The sequence below is a fragment of the Enterobacter sp. CPE_E863 genome (assembly GCF_046521465.1).
In the GTDB taxonomy this organism is placed as follows: Bacteria; Pseudomonadota; Gammaproteobacteria; order Enterobacterales; family Enterobacteriaceae; genus Enterobacter; species Enterobacter adelaidei.
This window is the reverse complement of record NZ_JBKFZX010000001.1, coordinates 2,061,753-2,083,428: the sequence shown is the minus strand read 5'-3', so window position 1 is coordinate 2,083,428 and position 21,676 is coordinate 2,061,753. Positions and strand designations below refer to the sequence as shown.

21 protein-coding genes are annotated in these 21,676 nt (G+C 51.3%); 7 read left to right on the top strand and 14 right to left on the bottom strand.

The window, feature by feature from the left end; translation table 11 throughout:
• Nucleotides 1-5 precede the first annotated feature (5 nt).
• The 3 genes from urtA to ACLHV8_RS10275 all read right to left on the bottom strand — a co-directional run bounded on the left by urtA (nt 6) and on the right by ACLHV8_RS10275 (nt 3,155).
• Complete coding sequence (urtA, locus tag ACLHV8_RS10285; protein WP_208594737.1) at nt 6-1,277, bottom strand: urea ABC transporter substrate-binding protein; 1,272 nt, start codon at nt 1,275-1,277, stop codon at nt 6-8.
• A gap of 204 nt (nt 1,278-1,481) precedes the next feature.
• Nucleotides 1,482-2,585, bottom strand: coding sequence for a cobalamin-independent methionine synthase II family protein (locus tag ACLHV8_RS10280; RefSeq protein ID WP_208594738.1), 1,104 nt, complete (start codon nt 2,583-2,585; stop codon nt 1,482-1,484).
• A 156-nt stretch (nt 2,586-2,741) separates the two neighbouring features.
• A complete protein-coding gene (locus ACLHV8_RS10275; RefSeq protein ID WP_108089934.1) occupies nt 2,742-3,155 on the bottom strand; it encodes a rhodanese-like domain-containing protein in 414 nt (137 codons plus the stop codon).
• A gap of 73 nt (nt 3,156-3,228) precedes the next feature.
• Between ACLHV8_RS10275 and ftrA the strand changes: the two genes are divergently transcribed.
• Both ftrA and ACLHV8_RS10265 read left to right on the top strand, forming a co-directional pair.
• Entirely contained in the window at nt 3,229-4,236 is a 1,008-nt protein-coding gene (gene ftrA / locus ACLHV8_RS10270) for a transcriptional regulator FtrA (protein ID WP_208594739.1), read from the top strand.
• Nucleotides 4,237-4,276: 40 nt separating this feature from the next.
• Nucleotides 4,277-4,813, top strand: coding sequence for a dihydrofolate reductase family protein (locus ACLHV8_RS10265; RefSeq protein ID WP_028017442.1), 537 nt, complete (start codon nt 4,277-4,279; stop codon nt 4,811-4,813).
• Between the two features lie 170 nt (nt 4,814-4,983).
• Here the strand turns inward: ACLHV8_RS10265 and ACLHV8_RS10260 are convergent, their stop codons facing one another.
• Nucleotides 4,984-5,346, bottom strand: coding sequence for a hypothetical protein (locus ACLHV8_RS10260; protein WP_028017443.1), 363 nt, complete (start codon nt 5,344-5,346; stop codon nt 4,984-4,986).
• Nucleotides 5,347-5,589: 243 nt separating this feature from the next.
• Here ACLHV8_RS10260 and ACLHV8_RS10255 point away from each other — a divergent pair, with 243 nt between their 5' ends.
• Nucleotides 5,590-5,820, top strand: coding sequence for a DUF2554 family protein (locus ACLHV8_RS10255; RefSeq protein ID WP_028017444.1), 231 nt, complete (start codon nt 5,590-5,592; stop codon nt 5,818-5,820).
• Here the strand turns inward: ACLHV8_RS10255 and ACLHV8_RS10250 are convergent.
• Together ACLHV8_RS10250 and ACLHV8_RS10245 are read right to left on the bottom strand one after the other, a co-directional pair.
• Nucleotides 5,817-7,781, bottom strand: a complete 1,965-nt coding sequence (locus tag ACLHV8_RS10250) for a peptidase U32 family protein (protein WP_128347745.1) — start codon at nt 7,779-7,781, stop codon at nt 5,817-5,819. The two genes, ACLHV8_RS10255 and ACLHV8_RS10250, sit on opposite strands and share 4 nt — an antisense overlap.
• An 80-nt stretch (nt 7,782-7,861) precedes the next feature.
• A complete protein-coding gene (locus ACLHV8_RS10245; protein WP_208594740.1) occupies nt 7,862-8,389 on the bottom strand; it encodes a helix-turn-helix domain-containing protein in 528 nt (175 codons plus the stop codon).
• Between the two features lie 92 nt (nt 8,390-8,481).
• On the opposite strand from ACLHV8_RS10245, the gene ACLHV8_RS10240 reads away from it, so the two are divergent.
• Nucleotides 8,482-9,651, top strand: a complete 1,170-nt coding sequence (locus tag ACLHV8_RS10240) for a benzoate/H(+) symporter BenE family transporter (RefSeq protein ID WP_410376878.1) — start codon at nt 8,482-8,484, stop codon at nt 9,649-9,651.
• Here the strand turns inward: ACLHV8_RS10240 and ACLHV8_RS10235 are convergent.
• A complete protein-coding gene (locus tag ACLHV8_RS10235) occupies nt 9,631-10,503 on the bottom strand; it encodes a helix-turn-helix domain-containing protein (protein ID WP_208594742.1) in 873 nt (290 codons plus the stop codon). The two genes, ACLHV8_RS10240 and ACLHV8_RS10235, sit on opposite strands and share 21 nt — an antisense overlap.
• 173 nt (nt 10,504-10,676) lie before the next feature.
• Here ACLHV8_RS10235 and ACLHV8_RS10230 point away from each other — a divergent pair, with 173 nt between their 5' ends.
• Complete coding sequence (locus tag ACLHV8_RS10230; protein ID WP_208594743.1) at nt 10,677-11,573, top strand: DMT family transporter; 897 nt, start codon at nt 10,677-10,679, stop codon at nt 11,571-11,573.
• Nucleotides 11,574-11,608: 35 nt separating this feature from the next.
• On the opposite strand, the gene ACLHV8_RS10225 is transcribed toward ACLHV8_RS10230, so the two are convergent.
• Both ACLHV8_RS10225 and ACLHV8_RS10220 read right to left on the bottom strand, forming a co-directional pair.
• Nucleotides 11,609-12,283, bottom strand: a complete 675-nt coding sequence (locus tag ACLHV8_RS10225; protein ID WP_049007223.1) for a DUF3313 domain-containing protein — start codon at nt 12,281-12,283, stop codon at nt 11,609-11,611.
• 135 nt (nt 12,284-12,418) lie between these two features.
• Nucleotides 12,419-14,014 (bottom strand): ABC transporter substrate-binding protein, encoded by a 1,596-nt coding sequence (locus ACLHV8_RS10220; RefSeq protein ID WP_208594744.1) that lies wholly within the window; start codon nt 14,012-14,014, stop codon nt 12,419-12,421.
• Nucleotides 14,015-14,125: 111 nt separating this feature from the next.
• On the opposite strand from ACLHV8_RS10220, the gene pepT reads away from it, so the two are divergent.
• The gene (pepT, locus tag ACLHV8_RS10215) at nt 14,126-15,355 is read left to right on the top strand and encodes a peptidase T (protein WP_049007221.1); all 1,230 of its coding nucleotides are present in this window, start codon (nt 14,126-14,128) and stop codon (nt 15,353-15,355) included.
• On the opposite strand, the gene tehB is transcribed toward pepT, so the two are convergent.
• Nucleotides 15,352-15,945, bottom strand: a complete 594-nt coding sequence (gene tehB / locus ACLHV8_RS10210; RefSeq protein WP_208594745.1) for a tellurite resistance methyltransferase TehB — start codon at nt 15,943-15,945, stop codon at nt 15,352-15,354. The genes pepT and tehB overlap by 4 nt on opposite strands.
• A gap of 135 nt (nt 15,946-16,080) precedes the next feature.
• Between tehB and ydcK the strand changes: the two genes are divergently transcribed.
• Nucleotides 16,081-17,061 carry a YdcK family protein gene (gene ydcK / locus ACLHV8_RS10205; RefSeq protein ID WP_208594746.1) on the top strand — a complete coding sequence of 327 codons (981 nt, stop codon included), beginning with the start codon at nt 16,081-16,083 and terminating at the stop codon, nt 17,059-17,061.
• Here ydcK and rimL read toward each other — a convergent pair.
• Genes rimL through ACLHV8_RS10185 form a run of 4 tightly spaced genes read right to left on the bottom strand, consistent with a single transcriptional unit; the run spans nt 17,056 to nt 21,576 of the window.
• Nucleotides 17,056-17,595: a 50S ribosomal protein L7/L12-serine acetyltransferase gene (rimL, locus tag ACLHV8_RS10200; RefSeq protein ID WP_208594747.1), complete on the bottom strand. Its 540-nt coding sequence runs from the start codon at nt 17,593-17,595 to the stop codon at nt 17,056-17,058. The genes ydcK and rimL overlap by 6 nt on opposite strands.
• 11 nt (nt 17,596-17,606) lie before the next feature.
• Nucleotides 17,607-18,224 (bottom strand): hypothetical protein, encoded by a 618-nt coding sequence (locus tag ACLHV8_RS10195; protein WP_208594748.1) that lies wholly within the window; start codon nt 18,222-18,224, stop codon nt 17,607-17,609.
• A 14-nt stretch (nt 18,225-18,238) separates the two neighbouring features.
• Nucleotides 18,239-19,597: an McrC family protein gene (locus ACLHV8_RS10190; RefSeq protein WP_208594749.1), complete on the bottom strand. Its 1,359-nt coding sequence runs from the start codon at nt 19,595-19,597 to the stop codon at nt 18,239-18,241.
• Nucleotides 19,594-21,576 carry an AAA family ATPase gene (locus ACLHV8_RS10185; protein ID WP_208594750.1) on the bottom strand — a complete coding sequence of 661 codons (1,983 nt, stop codon included), beginning with the start codon at nt 21,574-21,576 and terminating at the stop codon, nt 19,594-19,596. Before ACLHV8_RS10185 ends, ACLHV8_RS10190 begins: the two co-directional genes overlap by 4 nt.
• Nucleotides 21,577-21,676 lie beyond the last annotated feature (100 nt).

The window sequence follows — 21,676 nt, the reverse complement described above, 5'->3', positions numbered from 1 at the left end:
ATGGCTCAGTTGCTGGCGGTTTTCATCGGCTGATCGGACTTTTTGTCATTCCCGGCAATGAACGGGCTCCACGGCTGGGCACGTACCGGCTGTTCAGTCTGCCACACCACGTTAAACTGACCGTTCCCTTCAATTTCACCGATCATGACCGGCTTATGCAGGTGATGGTTGGTGGCATCCATGGTGAGCGTAAAACCTGAAGGGGCTTTAAATGACTGGCCTGCCATCGCCGCGCGCACTTTATCTACATCGGTAGAACCGGCTTTTTCCACCGCCTGTGCCCACATATGGATGCCCACGTAGGTGGCTTCCATCGGGTCATTCGTGACCACGGTGTCGGCATTCGGCAGCTTGTGCGCTTTTGCATAGGCTTTGTAATCCGCCACGAACGCCTGGTTGGTCGGGTTATCCACAGACTCAAAGTAGTTCCACGCAGCCAGGTTGCCGACCAGCGGTTTGGTGTCGATCCCGCGCAGCTCTTCTTCACCCACGGAGAATGCCACTACCGGCACGTCGGTCGCTTTCAGACCCTGATTGGCCAGCTCTTTGTAGAACGGTACGTTGGAGTCTCCGTTGATGGTCGATACCACGGCGGTTTTACCGCCTGCGGAGAATTTCTTAATGTTGGCAACAATAGTCTGGTAGTCGCTGTGACCAAACGGGGTGTAAACCTCTTCGATATCCTTATCCTCGACACCTTTCGAATGCAGGAAGGCACGCAGGATCTTGTTGGTCGTACGGGGGTAAACGTAATCGGTACCTAACAGGAAGAAGCGTTTTGCCCCACCGCCGTCTTCACTCATCAGGTATTCCACCGCCGGGATCGCCTGCTGGTTCGGTGCCGCGCCGGTATAGAAGACGTTCGGTGACATCTCCTCGCCTTCATATTGCACCGGATAGAACAGCAGGCCGTTCAGTTCTTCAAACACCGGCAGAACCGATTTACGCGACACCGATGTCCAGCAACCGAACACGACCGCGACTTTATCCTGGCTTAACAGCTGGCGAGCTTTCTCAGCAAACAGCGGCCAGTTCGACGCCGGGTCAACCACTACCGGTTCCAGCTTTTTACCCAGTACGCCCCCTTTGGCGTTGATCTCATCGATCGTCATCAGCGCAACATCTTTCAGCGGGGTCTCGGAGATAGCCATCGTGCCGGACAAAGAATGCATGATGCCCACTTTGATGGTATCGGCCGCTTGCACGCCAAAACTCATTCCCATAGCAACAACAGAAGCTGACAACGCGAAGGCTTTCAATAAGGTACGACGGTGCATATTTTCACTCCTGAAAAAGAACGCTGTGCGAAGACGTCCGTTACGGCGTGGACGCGGAAAAAAATGTGCCAGCTAAGCAGGAGCAAAAAGGATGCCAGAATGGAAAAAGCGCGATTGCAGGGAAAGTGAAAGCAGGATGTAAAGAGAACGACTCAGAATGGCACAGCGCTGCACTTTTATAATGCAGCGCCGGGAACGAAGGGTTTACCAGACTTCGCTGGCGATCTGCGTCACCAGACGCACTTTATCCCACTGCTGGTTTTCACTTAGCGTGTTGCCCTCTTCCGTGGAGGCAAAACCACACTGTGGGCTGAGGCAAATTTGCGCTTTCGCCACGTATTTTGCCGCCTCCTCCAGACGTGCCTTTACCCCTTCCGGGTTTTCAAGTTCGCCGTTTTTAGTGGTGATAAGGCCCAGCACCACCTGCTGCTTGCCCGGGCGAACAAAGCGCAGGGGTGCAAAATCCCCGCTGCGGTCGTTGTCATACTCAAGGAAGAAGGCATCAACGTTGACCGTGCCAAACAGCACTTCCGCCACCGGCTCGTAGCCGCCTTCGGAAATCCAGGTTGAACGGAAATTCCCGCGACAGACGTGCAGCCCGATGGTCAGATCGTCCGGTTTCCCTTCCAGCGCCTTGTTTAGCACGCGGGCATAGATACGCGCCAGTTCATCGGCATCATCGCCGCGTTCGCGGATCTGACGGCGCTGATCGTCAGAACAGAGATACGCCCAGACGGTGTCATCCAGCTGCAGATAACGGCAGCCTGCATCGTAGAATGCGCGGATGGCATCACGCCAGGTGGTCGCCAGGTCGTTAAAATAGTCATTCAGATCCGGGTAAACCGTCGCATCAATGTCTTTACGGCCTCCGCGGAAATGGAGCACGCTCGGGCTGGGAATGGTCATCTTCGGCTGAGCGTTGCCGCTGATGCTTTTCAGATAACGAAAATCTTCCAGCATCGGATGCTCGCCAAAGCCCAGCTTGCCGATGACGCGCACGCCATGGGCTTTGGTTTGTACCCCGTTAAATTGAATACCCTGCTGTGAATCGTAACGCTCAACGCCCTGCAGACCGTCGAAGAAATCGAAATGCCACCAGGCGCGGCGAAACTCGCCGTCGGTGACCACATGGAGCCCACATGCGCACTGCTGCTCGACAACATGGCGGATCGCCTCATCCTCCACCGCGCGAAGTTCTCCGGCATCAATTTCGCCGCTGGCAAATTTCAGGCGGGCCTGTTTGATGGTGTCCGGACGTAAAAAACTGCCTACTACATCGGCGCGATACGGGGCGTGTTGTCGTTGCATGGAATTCTCCTCAGTCTGCCGGCGATAATTGCCAGAAGTGATAATTCATTATTTGAACACTTGGACTTCTGGATGTCTAAATGTCCAAAAAAGATGTCATATCTGTCATATTCCGGCAAACGAGAAAATTTCACGGGTGTTGAATAAAATTCATCTTCACAGCGCGGTAGCGGTTTCGCTGCTGGCAAAGGCGAACTTTTCATCTTCCCAGCCGGTGATCCCCCCGAGCATGATTTTGACCGGCAGCCCGAGACGTGCCAGCTTGAGCGCCGCTCTGTCCGCACCGTTACAGTGCGGCCCTGCGCAGTAGACAACGAAAAGCGTGCCTTCAGGCCATTGCGCCATGCGCTCAGGAGTAATCTGGCTACGCGGCAGGTGCAAAGCACCAGGCACATGACGGCGTGCAAACTGCTCCGGACTCCCCACTACGTGCAGCAGCACAAAATCTTGCTCCTGGTTGACGATGGCATGATGCACATCAGCACAGTCGGTTTCGACGCTCAGGCGGCGTAGAAAATGGGTGACAGCTTCCTGCGGTTCCGCAGCCGGAAATTCAGTAACATAACTCATGATACTTCCTCATCTTTGGCGTTTGTGTTAACACTACTCTATCCACAAATTCAGCCCGTGAATGCCCGCGCGTATGCCAGAGAACAGCAAAAAGATGACAAACTTAAGACAGATAACGCGGCCGCTGGTGGTTGTACTGGCGTATGACGGTCTGTGTACCTTTGAGTTTGGCGTGGCGGTGGAGATCTTTGGTCTGCCGCGTCCTGAACTGGGGGACGAATGGTATCGTTTTGCGGTGGCGGGTATTGATAGCGGTGAACTTCGGGCAACCGGTGGGATCCGTATAATAACCGACGGCGATTTAAGCCTGCTTGAATCTGCCGATCTGATCGTGATTCCTGGCTGGAGAGGCCTGGATTCACCAGTCCCGGACACACTTTGTGAGGCATTACGCCAGGCCAGCGCGCGAGGCTGCCAGTTGCTGTCCATCTGTTCGGGGGTCTTTGTGCTGGCGGCATCGGGGTTGCTGAACGGACGTAAAGCCACGACGCACTGGCGCTATCTTGACGCGCTTAAAGCCCGTTACCCTGACATCCAGGTGGTCGAGGATGTGCTCTATCAGGATGAGGGAGATATTCTTACCTCCGCAGGCAGTGCGGCAGGAATTGATCTTTGCCTGCACGTTGTACGACGGGATTATGGAATGGAAACGGCCAATAGCGTTGCGCGTCGGCTGGTCATTCCCCCTCACAGGGATGGCTCACAACCGCAACAGCTGAGTCGCCCGGTCGCGCAGTTGCGGGAAAGCCAGCGCCTGGGCCAGCTTTTTGATTTCCTGCACAATCATCTTGTCGAGCCTCATAGCGTCGATTCGCTGGCGCGTCGGGTGGGCATGAGCCAGCGTACTTTCCTTCGTCGCTTCGAGGCAGCGACAGGAATGACCCCAGCGCGTTGGTTGATCAATGAACGCCTGATGCGGGCAAAAGATTATCTTGAAAGCAGCCGTTTAAGTATCGACAGTATTGCAGAACAAACTGGATTTGGTCAGGCATCGACGTTGCGCCATCATTTTCGCCAGCAGTTTGCACTTTCCCCGGCACAGTATCGCAAGCAATTTTCAGGTTCAGGTACTGCCCGCTGAGGCATCACTCTTTTGGTTGTGTTGAAATACGGAGCACCTGATGATCACCACACACGTTTTTATCGCGGTCAGTCTTGATGGCTATATCGCCCGAGAGAATGACGATATCGACTGGCTTTTGCAGCGCGATGACCCGACAGAAGATCATGGCTATGAAGCGTTCATCGCGGACAAAGAGTGGATCGTAATGGGACGAGGGAGCTATGAGAAGGTATTGTCCTTTGACACATGGCCTTATGACCGGCCCGTGCTGGTACTCTCCCGACAGCTGGCGAATACTCCCGTGCCGGAGGCCCTGAAGGGCAAAGTACAGTTCTCTCATCGCACACCAACAGAGGTGCTCGATGACCTGGCGGCGCAGAACGTCCATCGCGTCTATCTCGATGGCGGACAGGTGATACAGTCGTTCCTGCGTGAAGGGCTGGTCGCGGATATGGTTATCACGACCGTCCCTGTTCTGCTTGGTTCAGGAAAGTCTTTGTTCGGAAGCCTGCACCAGGATATTGATTTGACACTGGTATCAAGCCACAGCTTCCCTTCAGGTCTGGTGCAGTCGCACTATCGGCTGAAATCATAAACCGCGGCAAACATCATGACGACATGTAAAAAAAAACCGCCATTATCTGGCGGTAAATGCTTGCATGGATAGATTTGTATTTTATGCTCTACGTCCCGACACTCCATGGCCGGGCAGCGGATCCATTACAACCTAACACCTTTTATCTTAACGAGAGGTAAACAGCCCTATTAACCCGCTTTGATATTGATTTGCAAATAACGCATCAGCCCCTGTTCAGCGCTCAATTTTGCGTCATCATTCATTGCTTCCAGATAAAACGAACGCGCGACGCTATAAGGCGCTTTATCAGAAGGATACACGGCAAACTGAAATGTTTTTCCCCGCAACTGATTGGTGCAGTCTAATTCCCAATGTTGATCGTTCACTTTGGTGCTATTGCAGGCAACACGGCCATAATCGCTGGTTAAATATGAACCAACACGTGTTTGTGCGGACTTAATATATTCCGGTTCGTTGTCACCAGCGTAGTGAAACCCAGCAGCAGCCACAACAGCAGCCGCTACAATCCCAAACGTTATCATTTTTTTCATTAATCAGGACCCATTCCTTAGCCATAGACTCGCTATTATATAGGAATAATCTTTAAAGTAACTGTCCAGTTATGTACCAAAAATGGCGGTTTGCAATATATCAGATGATTTTTAAGATGTTTCCTGGCCGTCTTTCATTCCGACAATATTTGACATTCTCTTTGCGATAATTTGAACTTTTGAATAATAACACCATGAAATAACAGGCATGATATTCCTGCTCTGTCATTTCGCGGTGAACACATGATAAAAAAAGGGTTAACACTCATAATGCTGATTTGCGCTCTGTTTTCAGGCCAGCTGATGGCCGGGCACAAAGGTCATGAGTATTTATGGGTAAAAAATGTTGGGCATCAGCTTCGGCATGAAGCTGACAGCGATGAGTTGCGAAGTGAAGCAGAAGAATCAGCGGAAGGTTTGCGCGAACACCACCTGTGGCAAAAATCGCGCAAACCGGATACACACTTTCGTTAATTACCTTTGCGTTTAGGCAGGGTTTTCATAAGTTCGTCCGGGCTTACTGAGGCTACGACACTCCCCGGCGCTGGCATTTTGAAAATATGGTTTTTCATCTTACCAATTACATGCATTTCGCAAGGACGGCAGTCAAATTTCAGGGTAAGCACTTCGTCACCATTCACCAGTTGCATAGGTGTGGCCTTCCAGCTCTTGATGTTCCCTTTCGCCTGCTTAGGACACAGGTTAAACGCAAAACGGAGACAGTGCTTGGTGATCATCACCGGCACATCCCCCTTCTCTTCATGTGCTTCATAGGCCGCGTCGATCAGCTGCACGCCGTGACGATGATAAAATTCACGTGCTTTATGGTTGTAGACGTTAGCCAGGAACGACAAATGCGTATCCGGGTAAACGGGCGCTGGAACAGCTTCAGCTTTACGGCTACCGCGCGGATAGTGAGCCAGACGAGCCGCATCCAGCATCTCCGAGGTTTCCCGACGGAACTGGTTAAGCAGGCTGTTCGGCACGAACAGTGCGTCCGACAGATTCACCTCAATATTACGCGCGTAGTAAATCGTCTGCCCCAGCTTCGCCACACCTTCTTTCAGGTTGTTTAGCGCTTTTTCCGCATTGTTGGCGACCTCAAATTGGCCATCAAGCGTATGCGTCACGCTGATGCCATCTTCGCAGGTCATGGTCAAAATCAGCTGCTCTTCCCAGCCTCCCAGTTCAATATCCACCGCGATGCGACGCTCGCTGGAGGTTTTCAGCAGCGCCTGCTGCCAGTTATGATCCAGGTTACGGTTTAGCGCCGCGTTCGGTCGCGCTTTGTAGAGATCGGCAGGCATTTCATTCGGCCACACGCGATAGCGATTTTCTCCGGTTTTTTCAACCGTATTGGCACGGAAGCCTACGACTTCACGCTTAATCATCACGTTCAGGCCATCGCCGTTCGCCAGCGGCTCCGTGACCTCCACGTCCAGATGATCCTTCGCCACTTTCAGAACTTCACCGACCGGCAAGCCGATAAATTTCGGCGAATCAAACGCGCCGATGTCACCTTTACGGGCGTTCACGAAATAGTCGGTACTGCCACGATGGAAGGTTTTATCGGTCGACGGAATAAAGAAATGTTCGGTACGACCGGCTGACGCGCGTGCCAGGTCACCACGATCTTCAATAATGGCATCCAGCATCTGGCGATAGTGCGCGGTGATGTTCTTCACGTAGCTCATATCTTTATACCGCCCTTCAATCTTGAAGGAGCGCACGCCTGCATCAATCAGCGCGCCGAGGTTGGCGGTCTGATCGTTATCCTTCATGGAAAGCAGGTGCTTTTCAAACGCCACGACGCGACCCTGATCGTCTTTCAGGGTATACGGCAGGCGACAAGCCTGAGAGCAATCGCCGCGGTTAGCGCTGCGCCCGGTCTGGGCGTGAGAAATATTGCACTGGCCGGAATAAGCCACGCACAACGCGCCGTGGATAAAGAACTCAATCGTCGCGTCTGTCGCCTGGTGGATATCACGGATCTGGTTCAGGTTCAGTTCACGCGCCAGAACGATCTGCGAAAAACCGACGTCGGAGAGGAATTTGGCTTTCTCAACGGTGCGGATATCGCACTGGGTGCTGGCGTGCAGTTCAATAGGTGGGATATCCAGCTCAAGAACGCCCATATCCTGAACGATCAGGGCATCGACCCCGGTCTGGTAGAGATCGGTGATCAGACGTTGCGCAGGTTCCAGCTCATCATCATGAAGAATGGTGTTCAGGGTCACGAACACTTTCGCCCCGAAACGGTGGGCGAACGGTACCAGTTCAGCAATATCCTGCAGACTGTTGCTGGCGTTATGGCGGGCACCAAAGCCAGGACCGCCAATGTAGACGGCATCTGCACCGTGAAGGATCGCTTCACGGGCAATGGCGGCGTCGCGGGCCGGGCTTAAAAGTTCAAGATGATGGGATTGCAGGCGCATACTTCGTCGTTATCCGTTATGGTCAAAATGGCGGCTATTGTAGTCAGAAGTATGCGACAGCGAAACAGTTTTGCGTAGCGTCAGCGGGGATAATGGATTAGGGAGTGAAAATGCACCGTCCGGTCGCTGCTGTTACGGTACGCGTGCGGTTTGTCCCCGGCAAAACGGATGCCTGAATCGGCAGGAATTGTCTGCCACTCACCCTCCAGTTGCATCTCCAGCTCGCCGCTTATCACCACCACATGCTCAATCACCCCCGTTTCATGGGGCGTTGACTCGCTTAGCGCGCCGGGTGCCAGAGTAATGGAGAAATGATCAAACTTCAGCGTCTCATCCCACGGGAACAGCGGTTTTACCACCATGGCCTGCTGCTGCGGGTCAAAAACAGCCTGCTTGTCCGCCTCTGGGGTGATAAAGGTGGAAAACGGTACGTTCAGCCCGGTGGCGATTTTCCACAGTGTTGATACCGTCGGGCTGGATTCATTGCGCTCGATTTGCCCGAGCATCGCTTTTGAAACCCCCGTATCTTCTGCCAGCTTCGACAAACTCCAGCCGCGATCCTGGCGCAGTGTTTTCAGTGTGGTTGCAAGATGTTGTGTGATGTCCATGTGCCCTCCTGGTCATGATCAGCATACCACTTGTACGCTATAGCGCACAGTGCTACCTTACCCCGGACGTTATAACGCACAGCGGAGTTTTCATGCGCGCTTCTTCAACACACCTTGTTCCAGCCGTTCTGGCGGGTTTTGTCGCCGTCCTGGTCGGCTACGCCAGTTCTGCTGCCATCATCTGGCAAGCCGCAGCGGCAGCCGGCGCAAATGCGCAACAGATTGCGGGCTGGATGACGGCACTCGGGATTGGGATGGGAGTCAGCACGCTGGCGCTTTCATGGTGGTATAAAGCGCCGGTACTCACCGCCTGGTCAACACCCGGTGCAGCGCTGCTCGCGACCAGCCTGCAAGGTGTCACGCTGGCTGAAACGATCGGCGTATTCATCTTTGCCAATGCGATCATTTTACTCTGCGGCATCACCGGGTTATTCGCCAGGTTGATGAAGTTGATCCCCCATTCGCTTGCCGCTGCCATGCTGGCAGGGGTGCTTTTGCAGTTTGGGCTGCATGCGTTTGCCCATCTGGAGGGGCACTTTCTGCTGTGCGGCAGCATGATTGCCGCGTGGCTAATGGCAAAAGCGCTGGCCCCCCGCTATGCCATTGTGGTTACGCTTCTGGCAGGCGGCATCGTGGCCTGGGTAAGTGGTGACGTTGTCACGGATAAATTCACCCTTTCCCTTGTTATGCCGGAGTTTATTGCGCCATCCTTCACCTTCACCAGCCTGGTGAGCGTGGGTATCCCTTTCTTCCTGGTGACCATGGCCTCTCAAAATGCCCCGGGATTCGCCACGATGAAAGCCTCCGGCTACCCGCTGGCGGTTTCGCCGCTCATCATCTTTACGGGCGGGCTGGCACTGCTGTTTTCGCCCTTTGGCGTCTTTTCCATCTGTATCGCGGCGATTACCGCCGCCATTTGTCAGAGCCCGGATGCGCACCCGGATGCAGGTAAACGCTGGCTGGCAGCCATCGCGGCCGGGGGATTTTATCTGTTAGCCGGTATTTTCGGTGGTTCTATTACTGCAATCATGACGGCGCTACCGCTCAGTTGGATCCAGACGCTGGCGGGTCTGGCGTTACTCGGCACCATCAGCGGAAGTCTGTATCAGGCGCTGAATCACGAAGCGGAACGTGACGCAGCGATAGTCACATTCCTGATGACCGCGAGCGGTGTGACGCTCCTGGGCATTGGTTCGGCATTCTGGGGACTGGTTCTGGGCGGTGTGTGCTATGCCCTGTTATCACGCACTCGCCGCGCGTAGCTGAGAAGGCGTCATTCCCGTCACGCTGCGAAAGCGGTTACTGAAGTGGCTGGCGGAGTTAAATCCACAGGCAAGCGCGATGTCCGTCAGCGGCGTCGCCGTGTGTTGTACCAGCGCTTTCGCCTTTTCCATTCTGCGCTGCATCACGTACTGATGCGGCGCCAGGCCCGTCGACTGGCGGAACATGCGGGCAAAATGGTATTCGCTGAGAGAGGCCTGTGCAGCCAGTTCTGCCAGCATCAGGGGCTGCCCCAGGTTCTCTTCGATAAAGGCCAGCACGTTACGCAACACGAACGGGGATAACCCGCCCGTGACGACAGGCAGCTTCCACTGAACGTTCGAGTAGTTTTGCAGCAGATGGGTTAACAGCAGCGTAGAGGCCGTGCTCAGGGTGAGCTGGTTAGCGTGCTGCTGCCAGTCGCAGCCAAGTAAAAACTGACGGTACAACGCGGTTATCTTCGGGTCACTGCCGAAAATATGCTCGTCCAGGGTCAGCGAAAGTGGCCGCTTGTCCCAGATTTTTTCTCCCACGTCGCGCAGATGTTCATCGGTGCAGTAGAGATGCACAAACGACAGGTCATCCCGGATATCCCACGTTGATTCGCTCTCTTTGGGCATCAAACAGAAACGATCCGGACCACCGCCATTTTTCCAGCCGCCCGGCGTTTTTTGATAACTTTCGTAACCGTCAGCCACGTACAGGCTAAGGGTATGATGATTGCTTTTTACCGTTATCGTATCGTGCTTGTTGTACCACGCTGCCAGCTGAATACCCGAGTTCAGCGAGACAGTTTCCCGCAGGACTGCATTCTGTTGGCGCAGCGTTTCAAAGGTATCGTAAGCGTGAGACATAACCGTTAGCGTGTTATTGATCAGAATATTAGTCTAAGAATTGTTGCCGCCGGTTGCCAGTCCCCATAAAAGAAAAAAGCGCAAGAATTTGCAAGTCTACCGCAAGGCAGTGCAAGCCCCTTGCGGCTCAGCGCGCCATACTGCCCACTTCCGTGGTTTGAGAAGAGAAAAGTATGAACGCATTATTATACGGACTGGTGGTAATTATCTGGGGAACCACCTGGATCGCGATTTTCCTGCAGCAGGGTTCCGTGGCGGCCCCCGTATCCATTTTCTGGCGCTTCGCGGTTGCCAGCCTCACGATGATGGTGGTGTTACTCGCCCTGCGTAGACTACGCAAACTGGCGCTGCGGGATCATCTGTTTTGCATACTTCAGGGATGCTGCGTTTTTTGCTTTAACTTCTGGTGTTTTTATACCGCGGCCTCGCACATCAACACCGGGCTGGAATCGGTGATTTTCTCAATGGCGGTGCTCTATAACGCCATCAACAGCTTTATTTTCTTCGGCCAACGCCCACCAGCGCGGTTCTGGACCGCTGCGGCTCTGGGGTTGATTGGCATTATCACCCTCTTCTGGGACGATCTTCTGGCCAGTGGCTGGAGCGCGTCACTCCTGATGGGTATTGGTCTCTCCGCACTCGGTACCTACGGTTTCTCGCTGGGCAATATGATCAGCATGCGCCATCAGCGCAAAGGCCTTGAAACCATGACTACCAACGCCTGGGCGATGCTGTATGGCACACTGGTGATGGGCTGCATTGCCCTTTTCAGAGGCGACAGTTTCACCCCGGAATGGACGGTGAGCTACATTGGCGCGCTGCTCTATCTGGCTTTGTTTGGTTCGGTGATTGCTTTCGGTGCTTACTTTACGTTGGTAGGGCGTATCGGCCCAGGCAAAGCGGCCTACAGTACGCTGCTCTTCCCGCTGGTCGCCCTCTCCATCTCAACGGTTTATGAAGGTTACGTGTGGCATATTAACGGTATCGTCGGATTGTTGCTGATTCTGGGAGGGAATATGGTGATGTTTACTAAACCCGAAACCTGGATCAGGCGCTTACGAACAGCGTAAATAAATAAGGCCTGCGCAATGCAGGCCTTTCCTGGTTATTTCATGGTCTTTTTCACGTCAAACATGGTGGCATCGGTCGCCATGTCATCAACAACCTGTTTCAGGGTTGCAAAGCCCATTGGGGTATTTTTGTTCGTCAGCTCTTTACCTTCGCCTTTACGAACCACTTTAATAACAGGTTTACCGGTTTTTGCATCAATCAACTCACCTTCAAAGTAAAGGTGGGTATCCATTGTGCGGTGACCGGTCGCCATTTGCGTACCTGCAACAACCAGTGCCACTGGCACCACTTCATAGAACTGCAAACCTTCTTGCTTAGAGGTTACACCGGTAATCGCACCACGGAAGATCAGGCTACGCGGCCCTGGTGTGGTAACGATCGGTTTACGCTGACCAATCGAGGTTTTCATTTTGTTGTTGGTATAACTCAGCAGCTCATCCAGTGTTTTTTGACCAATCTGCGTGGTTGGTTTTGGAGCCGGATAATAAGTAATCGGGTTCCAGACAATATTGTCATAATTAGCTTCGTTATATGACGGATCAACCCAACGTAAGGTCGGTTTACCCGTTGCAGAAGTTGTTTCCTTTAAACCAGAATAGTCTTTTAAAAAGCCTGAGTATTGTTCGGGAGCGGCCACTTTTGATGAACAGCCCGCCAAAGCCAACAGACCAGTAAGCACTGCAACTTTTAAAAAAGTTTGAGTACGCATGATGGTTTTCCATGTTATCTGCAAGTATGCATTTGAAGTTATAGCAAAGGACTGGAGGGTTTGTTGTGACAAAAAATGATGTCGGGAGCACAAATTGCAAAAAGACTGCCCGGATGCGTGCCGGGCAGTGAAAAATTACTGATGTATATCCAGTTGCCAGAACAGATGTTTACCAAACGGGTCAATTTCATAACCCGTCACCTCTTTGCGCACCGGTTCGAAAATGGTTGAATGCGCAATCATCACCGCTGGCATCTGGTCATGCATCATCTGCTGAGCCTCTTTATACAGCGCCACACGTTTATCGTGGTCGGTTATTGATTTTGCCTCCGCAATAATTTTATCAAACGGCTTATAGCACCACTTCGCCGAGTTCGAACCGCCATTTGCAGAGGTGCAGGTAAATAGCGGACCAAAGAAGTTGTCCGGATCGCCCGTTGCGGTCGTCCAACCCATCAGCGCAGCCTGATGCTCCCCGCCCTTCACGCGCTTGAGGTATTCACCCCATTCATAGGTGACAATGTGAGTTTGTACGCCCACTTTCGCCCAGTCGGCCTGAATCATTTCGGCCATACGTTTCGCATTCGGGTTGTACGGACGCTGCACCGGCATTGCCCACAAATCAATGTTCACCCCGTTTGCAAAACCTGCTTCCTTCAGCAGCGCTTTTGCCTTTTCCGGATCGTAATCGTAATCCTTAAGTTCACTGTCGGCGCTCCATACCCCTGGCGGCAGCAGGTTCTTCGCGGCGGTCCCCGTGCCATGGAACACCGCGTCAATAATGGCTGATTTGTTGATGGCGATGGCCAGCGCCTGGCGAACCTTCACGTTATCCAGCGGTGGCTTTTGGGTGTTAAACGCCAGAAAACCAGTGTTCAGCCCTGCCTTGCTCATCAGGTTGATGTCTTTGTTCGCCTTCATACGCGGCAGATCGGCTGGGTTCGGGAACGGCATCACCTGACATTCGTTCTTTTCGATTTTGGCAAAACGTACTGAAGCATCCGGCGTGATGGTAAACACCAGCCGATCGAGTTTCGATTTACCCTGCCAGTAGTCTGCAAACGCGGTGAAAAGGATGCGGGAGTCCTTCTGATACTGTGTGAGCTTAAACGGCCCGGTGCCAATCGGCTCCATATCCACCTTCTCTGGTGTCCCCGCTTTCAGCATCGCGTCGGCATACTCCGCAGAGAGGATCGAGGCAAAATACCATGCCAGATCCGCGACAAACGGCGCCTCCGGGTGTGCCAGCGTAAAGCGCACGGTGTGATCATCGACTTTATCAATGGCGGTTATCAGACTGCCAAACTCCAGACTTTCGAAATTGGAATAGCTGCCGTTAGAGACGTTATGGTAAGGATGATTCACATCTTTCTGCCGCATAAACGAGAAGATGACGTCATCGGCGTTAAAGTCCCGGGTCGGTGTGAACAATTTATTGCTCTGGAATTTCACCCCCTTGCGCAGATGGAAGGTATAGACTTTACCGTCGTCGCTCACCTCCCAGCTCTCTGCCAGACTGGGTACCAGCTCCGTGGTGCCAGGTTTGAAATCGACCAGCCGGTTATAAACAGGTACAGCACTGGCATCCACGCTGGTGCCCGACGTGTATAACTGAGGATTAAAGTTTTCCGGCGATCCTTCGGAACAATACACGAGCGTTTTCGCAGCGACAGTGGAACTGACGGTGAGCGCCGCAAGAGCAAGCGTTAAGATTGTGAGTTTGCTTTTCATCATTTATTCCTGTCTTTTTAATTCGACGGCTAATTAATTCTTTTGCCATTTCATAAATAACATTAAAGTGAAGTGGCAAACACCTGAAAAATAAATAAGGAATAAATCACTATGGGCTCGCCACTTTCCAGACAATTAACGCACCGCTTTTTTCGCTATCTCTCCATCACCAGCCAGAGCGATGCCAGAGTAAAAACTCTGCCCTCTACGCCAGGCCAACACAACATGGCGCGGGAGCTTGCTCAGGAGCTGGCACAGCTGGGGTTAGACGACATTGTGATTGATGAATTCGCCACGGTGACCGCGGTGAAAAAAGGTAACGTAGCCGGTGCGCCGCGTATTGGTTTTATTACCCATATTGATACCGTCGACGTGGGATTATCACCGGATATTCATCCGCAGATATTAACATTTACAGGTGAAGACCTCTGCCTGAATAAAGACAAAGACATTTGGTTACGCGTAAAAGAGCATCCGGAAATTCTGGCCTATCCGGATGAGGAGATTATTTTCAGTGACGGAACCAGCGTTTTGGGCGCAGACAATAAATCAGCCGTTACCGTAGTCATGACCGTGCTGGAAAACCTGACCGCGGAGCATCAACACGGCGACATTGTGGTCGCATTTGTCCCGGATGAAGAAATCGGCCTGTGCGGCGCGAAGGCGCTCGATCTGAAACGCTTCGATGTTGATTTTGCCTGGACCATTGACTGCTGCGAGCTGGGTGAAATTGTCTACGAGAATTTTAATGCGGCAGCCGCGGAAATCCGCTTTACCGGCGTAACGGCACACCCCATGTCCGCCAAAGGCGTGCTGGTGAACCCCCTGCTGATGGCGACCGATTACATCAACCATTTTGACCGCCAGCAAACGCCCGAGTGTACCGAAGGTCGTGAGGGCTATATCTGGTTTAACGGTATTCAGGCGGGGCAAAACGAGGCCATCCTCAAAGCGAATATCCGCGATTTTGACAAGGACAGCTTTGCCGCCCGCAAGCAGCAGATTGCCGACGTTGCCGCGCTGATAGCCGCCCAACATCCAACGGCCAACGTGGACTATCGCATTGAAGATACCTACAGCAATATCAGCAATGCGATTGGTGAAGACAGGCGCGCCATCGACCTGATGTTTGAAGCGATGGAATCGCTCGGCATCACGCCGAAACCGACGCCGATGCGCGGCGGCACAGACGGTGCGGCACTCTCGGCAAAAGGGCTACTTACGCCAAACTTCTTCACCGGCGCGCATAACTTCCACTCGAAGTTTGAATTTCTGCCGCTGTCGTCGTTCGAGGCCTCTTACCAGACAGCCCTGCAACTCTGCCTGCTGGCCGCCCGTTAAGTGGGTTTACGCGCCAGCATGGTGGCAAAGCGCAGCTTAATGCGATTGCCGTTTTCATCGGTGCGGTGCAGTTCACCAACGTCTTCGTTGTATTTGAGCAACTCCCAGCCTTCATAGTAGTTGCTCAGTTCGCCCGTTCTAAACGCAAACGGGAAGCCGACGGTACACGGATAATCAGTCGTATCCATGGCGGCGACAATCAGGTTGTGGCCGCCTGGTGTAGTGCAGCGCTGCATATTGGCGATAAGACCGGGGATGGTTTTTGCATCCAGGAACATCAGCACGACGGTGGACAAAATAAAATCGTATTCACCGTCGAAACTCAGGGTGTTGAGATCTTTTATCGCCGTGTGGAGGTTGTCGATCCCTTCTTCCGCCTTGATGCGCTCGATATTATCAATGCTCATCGGGTTTTTATCCCAGGCCGTCACCTCGTGACCGTTAGCAGCAAGGTAGAGACTGTTACGGCCATTTCCACAGCCCAGATCCAGCGTTTTACCCGGTTTAACTCTTTCTGCACTGAACAGCACCTCGGAATGCGTTCGGGTTAAGCCATATTTCTCTGTGAAGTAATTCTCATCGACGGTCATTATTTTTTCCTGATCCTGCATAAATTTAAAGTGCATTTTGAATGCCATTTTAAGGCGTTTACCGTCTGGTTGCCAACCGTTCGAAAACCGAAATATTTGCTACGTTTAGTTAAGACGGTTATCAGAGAGATCAAGATGAACAAATATCGCCTGAGCGACGATACACGCCTTTGGCAATGGAAAAATGGCGAAACAACCCACTCGACCACATTACGGCAGATTATCGCCACGGCGGAGTTTAACGACGTGACGATAGGTACGAAAGGTGGATGGATTGACGATGAGCGCGCCCTCGCACAAGACGGTGACTGTTGGATCTACGACGAAAACAGCGTGGTGTTCGCCGGTGCCACCGTATCCGGCAACGCGCGGCTTACCCTGCCTTGCATCATCAGCCACGAAGCGCATATCGGCGACAATAGCTGGCTGGACGAGGCCGAAGTCAGTCATGGAGCACGAATAAGTGACAACGTCACCATTCAGCACTCCTGTGTTCGGGGTGAATGTCATATTTATGGCAATGCCCGCGTGCTTCACAACAGCGTCGTTATTGCCGCCAAAGGCCTGACGCCGGACCATGAACAGATCCTGCAAATCTACGATAACGCGACGGTCAGCCAGTCACGCATTGTGCATCAGGCGCAAATCTACGGCGATGCGATGGTGAATGATGCCTTTATTGAGCACCGCGCCGAAATATTCGACAACGCAATCCTTCAAGGCAACGATCTCAATAACGTCTGGGTGTGCGACTGCGCAAAGATCTATGGCAATGCCCGCGTGATTGCCGGTTTTGACGACGATGCCATTCCGACGGTGCGCTACAGCTCTCAGGTCGCGGAGGATGCGGTGGTAGAAGGAAACTGCATCATTAAACACCACGTTCTGATTGGGGGACAGGCATGGCTACGCGGTGGGCCGATCATGCTGGATGATAAAGTCGTGATTCAGGGACGGGCGAGGATCAGCGGCGATGTGCTGATTGAGCACCGGGTTGAAATCACCGACGATGCGGTGATTGAAGCGTTTGCCGGTGAGAATATTCATCTGCGCGGCGAAAAGGTCATTAATGGCAACCAGCGCATTACCCGCACGCCCCTGCTGGGCGCGCTATAGCGTATAAATCTTGCCGTAGATGTTCACATCGTCGAAATGACCATTGAGGAATTCCGCTTCCCGCAGGCAACCTTCCAGCGTAAAACCGTTGCGCAGGGCAACATTGTTGCTGTGCTGATTCGCGACCCGACACTTAATCACAAAACGACGGATTTCACCGCGTTCAGCGTAGTAACGCGTAAACGCCTGCAATGACTGAGAGAGGATCCCCTGCCCTTGATGCGCTTCATCCAGCCAGTAGCCGATGTACCCGGCTTTGTTGGCCGGTTCAATCGTGTTAAACGACAGCACGCCGACCAGCCCATCATCCTTAAAGATCAAAAACATTTTGGCGTAGCCGCGCTGGTGCAGCATCTGGTTACTCTGCACGTTACGGCGGGTATCTTCTTCGCTGCCCACGTGCTGCGCCCAGTCAAAGGCGGTTTGCAGAAAAGCTCTGTTTTTGACGACGAGGTTGTGCAGTTCGGCGGCGTAGCGCTCTTCAACGGCGCGCAGTTCGATGTGTTGCGATACAGGGATGATTTCAGATGTCATAATACCTCATATTAACGAATGTGACTCTTTAAACAAGAATGCCGTTTCACAATACTAAGCTTTGTTATTCTCATGGCTTCTTGCTCGAGCGCATAAAAATTTGCTGAGCAAATCTTAAAGTATTCATTACCCGTGAATGGCTCAGAGTGAGTGTAACTACGTTCATTATTTACTGAAGAGCAACCGGCAGAATGCAGGAAAGTTGAATTTGAAGGATCCATCTCACCGCTTATTTCACTTCTTTTACGCAAATTTAAAACATAGCCTTCAGGGTTTGCATTCAGCCAGTTTTTATATTGCACTTCGCTGTTATCGAGTTCTTCACTGTGAAATCGCACAACGGAGGCATTACGATCAGTAATATATTTCATCGCAGCCAGAAGATAGGAGGCTTTGAAAGTCACATCCTGGTAGTCTTTCGCTAACAAACTTTCAGCTTCTTCAAACCGCTCAACAAATGCTGCAACCTCTTTGGGATCGATACGGCTAATATTATCTTTTCCATTTCGAACAAACAGCTTTTGCTCTTCAGTGTAGAGAGTGAAAGGAACATTCCTTGATCCAGTGATCAGCTCGACGGGGTGGGAAAAATACTCCAACATTAGATGATAGAAATCTTTATAAGCCATGATTCTGTCTCCCTTTAATATTCGTGAAATGCGTGGCTGTTTTGTTGCTCATCATAAATGACTTCAGGCTCATCTTCAGGGAAGCAACTGAACGAATCCTGCCATTCGCCTTTCACCAATCCACCAGATTCAAGGTCAAAGGGCACACACCATAGAGATAAATCTTCGTCAAAATGGAACACCGGTAATGGCGCAGCAAAGTACTGATGACGCGGATAAATCAGCATCATTTTGCCTTTCCCATGAAGATACTTTTGCCCATAGGCGAACATCTGATACAGGTCCGACTGGCTGATTTCATACTTCCTTAGAGCATCATCAGCTCTGCTATCTAATAGCTTCCATTTAGCATCCATAACCACCGTCTGCTCGCCGGTGATAAGAAAGTCAGGTTTAAGCATGAACCATCGTTGAGATAACTTTTCGCCAACAGGAACATGTTCTAACAAGTACTGGCTCTTAGTCTGCTCAATAAGCTGGTAATCGTGATGCAACGCTCCAGCCAGACCGTATCCTACCCAGCCCTCATATAACTTCTCCATAGGGAACAGCAAAGATATTCCCTGATGCAATCCATATTGAAAATCTGGATTCATCTGTTCAAGAATGAGCTGGCACCACGGCTTTATCGCGCGATAGCCAAAGAGATATTTACCGTCACTCCACTGCCTCATTGAAAGTGTTGTACTGCCAGAGATCGGCACTATGCCATCCAGTTGGTGGCTAAGTGAATTTGCCTGCCTCCAGCTCTGCCCTTGTCTGGTCATTTTGAGAGTCCAGTCTAAAGCAGTCCGTAACAGGCGATTTTCGATACGCTGAGGGGAAAACTCAGCATAACGCACATGAAAATGAGTGCCTCTGCCCGGAGGCATTCTCATTTGCGCAGTGACATCCAATTGACCACGGATGAACGCACTATGCTCATCCTCAATGAGGTGATAATCGAAACGCAGTCCTTTGCGAACTAAATCAGCAAGATGTCGCAAAAACTCACTGATTATCCATTCATGTAGAGGCTGGTCACTACGTTGCAATACCGCCTGGCTCGCCTCACGAGGTGCAATTCCGGTAGAGGCACTAAGCATTCGGCGTAAAAGCTGACGCAGAGGGACTATTTCGACGGGAACGTCAAGAGTGGTTTTTGGCAGAATTTCAATTGACTCGCCAGTCGGGGATTGCAGATAACCGACATAGCTTCCCAAACGCAAAAATCGCCTCCCTTCCCGGCTGAGAATTTGAGAGGTACCACTCCACTTTTGTTGCAATTGCTCAAGCCAGGAAAATGTTGCTTCAGAGACAATCCCCAAATCCATACTGGCTGGTTGAGAGTTATCACAGGTAAGCAGAGCATATTCCCGGACCTGAATCATCATGCCACAATACCCTGATAAGCTTCTGCCGACACGAAAGCATGTTCATTAATACGAAAACGCCTGTCAGACAAACTATCCGCAATATCTTTCGGGAATAGCGCAGAAAATGACGGTAATTGTGCTGACTGTTGCAAGAGAATAAAACGGTTTTCTTTCGCTTTCACTGAATCATTAAGCACCCAACCGATACGTTCATAATCATCAAAGAAATACTCTCTCAGCAATGGAATGAGTTTTTCCTGGAAGATGCTGGCAAGACAGGCTTCACGGTCGGCGTTATTTTCTAATTTCTTTAATGGCATGAAGTAAGCATGACCAATCATATGCTCACTATCCAGCAGTGCTTCGATACGTTGATTAATGCGCGTTAACAACGTTTCGACATCAACGCCAAACGCAGTGACCCCAGCTAATAACTCCGGTCGTGCAGGCATTTCGGTAAAGCTAAAGCGTCGTCTTAGCGCCAGGTCCATTTGTATCAGGGATTTATCCGCAGTATTCATCGTCCCAATGACATAGACATTTCTTGGCACGGAAAACAGCTGTTTAGAATAAGGCAGGACTAAGGAGCGGGCATCTTCAGCTCCCAATCGTTTATCGGATTCCAACAGAGTAATCAATTCACCAAAGATACGGGCAATATTCCCCCTGTTTATCTCATCGATAATGAGCACATGCGGTAATGCTTGATTATCACTTGTTTCTACCGGGGCCAATAGTTGAGACAGTTTTTCCCTGTCAATTGAGGCATCCCTCAACTCATATAATGTCATCTGTGAAAGTGCTTTTAAAAAAAGCTGCTCTTTCGGTAAGCTCGGTGAATAAGTTCGTAACCAGTTGACCTTACGCATTTGGTGATAGCCTACGCGTTCATCATTTGGCAGGAATTGATAATCTCCGGCGATCTCGGCGATGGCCCTGAACTTATGATTACCATCGGAAATAATAACCAGATCACCATTCCGAATGATATTTTTAAACATGTTGACCGCAGTCAACATGTATTCACTTCTCTCAACCTGGCCTTCATTCGATTCGTCTATTCGTAATCGGACATCCGCAGGAGTAGTGCAACCACTAAAATCAAGATTATCACCCCAACCCAATAAAATATAATTGTTCGCAAGGCATTCATCGAAAATATAATCTTCACCGTCAAGAGTATTTCCAAGAGACATTTTCCAAATCCGTCTCCCATTCAAAGACAATGACTGGGTTGAACTACCACTCGTTTTAACTTCAGCATTCAGGCACAGCTGCTTAAAAATACCATCCATAACTTCGTAGCGAAGCGTACCCGAGCTTTCATCAGTAGTCGCACGAATACCCTCGATAAAGTCCTCATAGGAGAAACTTTGATGGAAAGTGGTAAACATGATGCGCTGCTTTTCTACCAGAATCTGATACCGCTGCTTTACCTTTTCCCGTAAGTCATTGCCATGATGCTCACGCGTAGCCTGTTGATACCATGCATTATCCGCAATTTTGACAGCCAATTCGGTCGTCGTGTAGGTTTTACCCGTGCCTGGTGGTCCAAAGAGAATCTGGTTTAAGGGATACATTAACGATTGCTCCTTGTTTTCGTTGTCTCTTTTTAGTCCAGGCTGGGTGATCAAAGAGGGTTGGCCTCTCAACAAATTCACGAGAGCCTGTAGCGCTTCGACTGATTCAACATCAGTTGCATAACCATATTGGGAGGTACCATTATCTTTCGGGTAACGTCGATAGCTGGTGCTTTTTACTTTTTCCCAAAGGCAGTAGAGACCCTCAATGCGATCAATTTCCGCCTTTAAGGCAAGGGTGTCTGGTGCGAGAACCAATGGGCTCTTGTTAACAACGCCGTCCCGACTGCGTTTGACATACAGATACTTCCCATTTCCGAGCGGATGCTCGGATGCATAGCTTGGCTCGAATTTTCCATCCTCAAGCCGGTAACCCAATTCATTCAGTGCCTGGAATATCTGGAGCGAATTCAGCATTTCCTACACCACTCCTTGTTAAAAAAGCAGCACAAATGAGAACATATGCTAAATCATGATTTATAACTGTTAATCGCCCGGCAGCGTTACGCTTACCAGG

Coding starts and splice junctions, on each gene's coding strand:
- ACLHV8_RS10230 (WP_208594743.1), top strand. CDS start 10,677: ATGAACGCATTATTATACGGACTGGTGGTAATTATCTGGGGAACCACC.
- rimL (WP_208594747.1), bottom strand. CDS start 17,595: ATGACATCTGAAATCATCCCTGTATCGCAACACATCGAACTGCGCGCC.
- ACLHV8_RS10225 (WP_049007223.1), bottom strand. CDS start 12,283: ATGCGTACTCAAACTTTTTTAAAAGTTGCAGTGCTTACTGGTCTGTTG.
- ACLHV8_RS10255 (WP_028017444.1), top strand. CDS start 5,590: ATGATAAAAAAAGGGTTAACACTCATAATGCTGATTTGCGCTCTGTTT.
- ACLHV8_RS10280 (WP_208594738.1), bottom strand. CDS start 2,585: ATGCAACGACAACACGCCCCGTATCGCGCCGATGTAGTAGGCAGTTTT.
- ACLHV8_RS10260 (WP_028017443.1), bottom strand. CDS start 5,346: ATGAAAAAAATGATAACGTTTGGGATTGTAGCGGCTGCTGTTGTGGCT.
- ydcK (WP_208594746.1), top strand. CDS start 16,081: ATGAACAAATATCGCCTGAGCGACGATACACGCCTTTGGCAATGGAAA.
- ACLHV8_RS10240 (WP_410376878.1), top strand. CDS start 8,482: ATGCGCGCTTCTTCAACACACCTTGTTCCAGCCGTTCTGGCGGGTTTT.
- ACLHV8_RS10195 (WP_208594748.1), bottom strand. CDS start 18,224: ATGGCTTATAAAGATTTCTATCATCTAATGTTGGAGTATTTTTCCCAC.
- ACLHV8_RS10245 (WP_208594740.1), bottom strand. CDS start 8,389: ATGGACATCACACAACATCTTGCAACCACACTGAAAACACTGCGCCAG.
- urtA (WP_208594737.1), bottom strand. CDS start 1,277: ATGCACCGTCGTACCTTATTGAAAGCCTTCGCGTTGTCAGCTTCTGTT.
- ftrA (WP_208594739.1), top strand. CDS start 3,229: ATGCCAGAGAACAGCAAAAAGATGACAAACTTAAGACAGATAACGCGG.
- ACLHV8_RS10190 (WP_208594749.1), bottom strand. CDS start 19,597: ATGATGATTCAGGTCCGGGAATATGCTCTGCTTACCTGTGATAACTCT.
- ACLHV8_RS10265 (WP_028017442.1), top strand. CDS start 4,277: ATGATCACCACACACGTTTTTATCGCGGTCAGTCTTGATGGCTATATC.
- tehB (WP_208594745.1), bottom strand. CDS start 15,945: ATGACCGTCGATGAGAATTACTTCACAGAGAAATATGGCTTAACCCGA.
- ACLHV8_RS10235 (WP_208594742.1), bottom strand. CDS start 10,503: ATGTCTCACGCTTACGATACCTTTGAAACGCTGCGCCAACAGAATGCA.
- ACLHV8_RS10250 (WP_128347745.1), bottom strand. CDS start 7,781: ATGCGCCTGCAATCCCATCATCTTGAACTTTTAAGCCCGGCCCGCGAC.
- pepT (WP_049007221.1), top strand. CDS start 14,126: ATGGGCTCGCCACTTTCCAGACAATTAACGCACCGCTTTTTTCGCTAT.
- ACLHV8_RS10220 (WP_208594744.1), bottom strand. CDS start 14,014: ATGAAAAGCAAACTCACAATCTTAACGCTTGCTCTTGCGGCGCTCACC.
- ACLHV8_RS10275 (WP_108089934.1), bottom strand. CDS start 3,155: ATGAGTTATGTTACTGAATTTCCGGCTGCGGAACCGCAGGAAGCTGTC.
- ACLHV8_RS10185 (WP_208594750.1), bottom strand. CDS start 21,576: ATGCTGAATTCGCTCCAGATATTCCAGGCACTGAATGAATTGGGTTAC.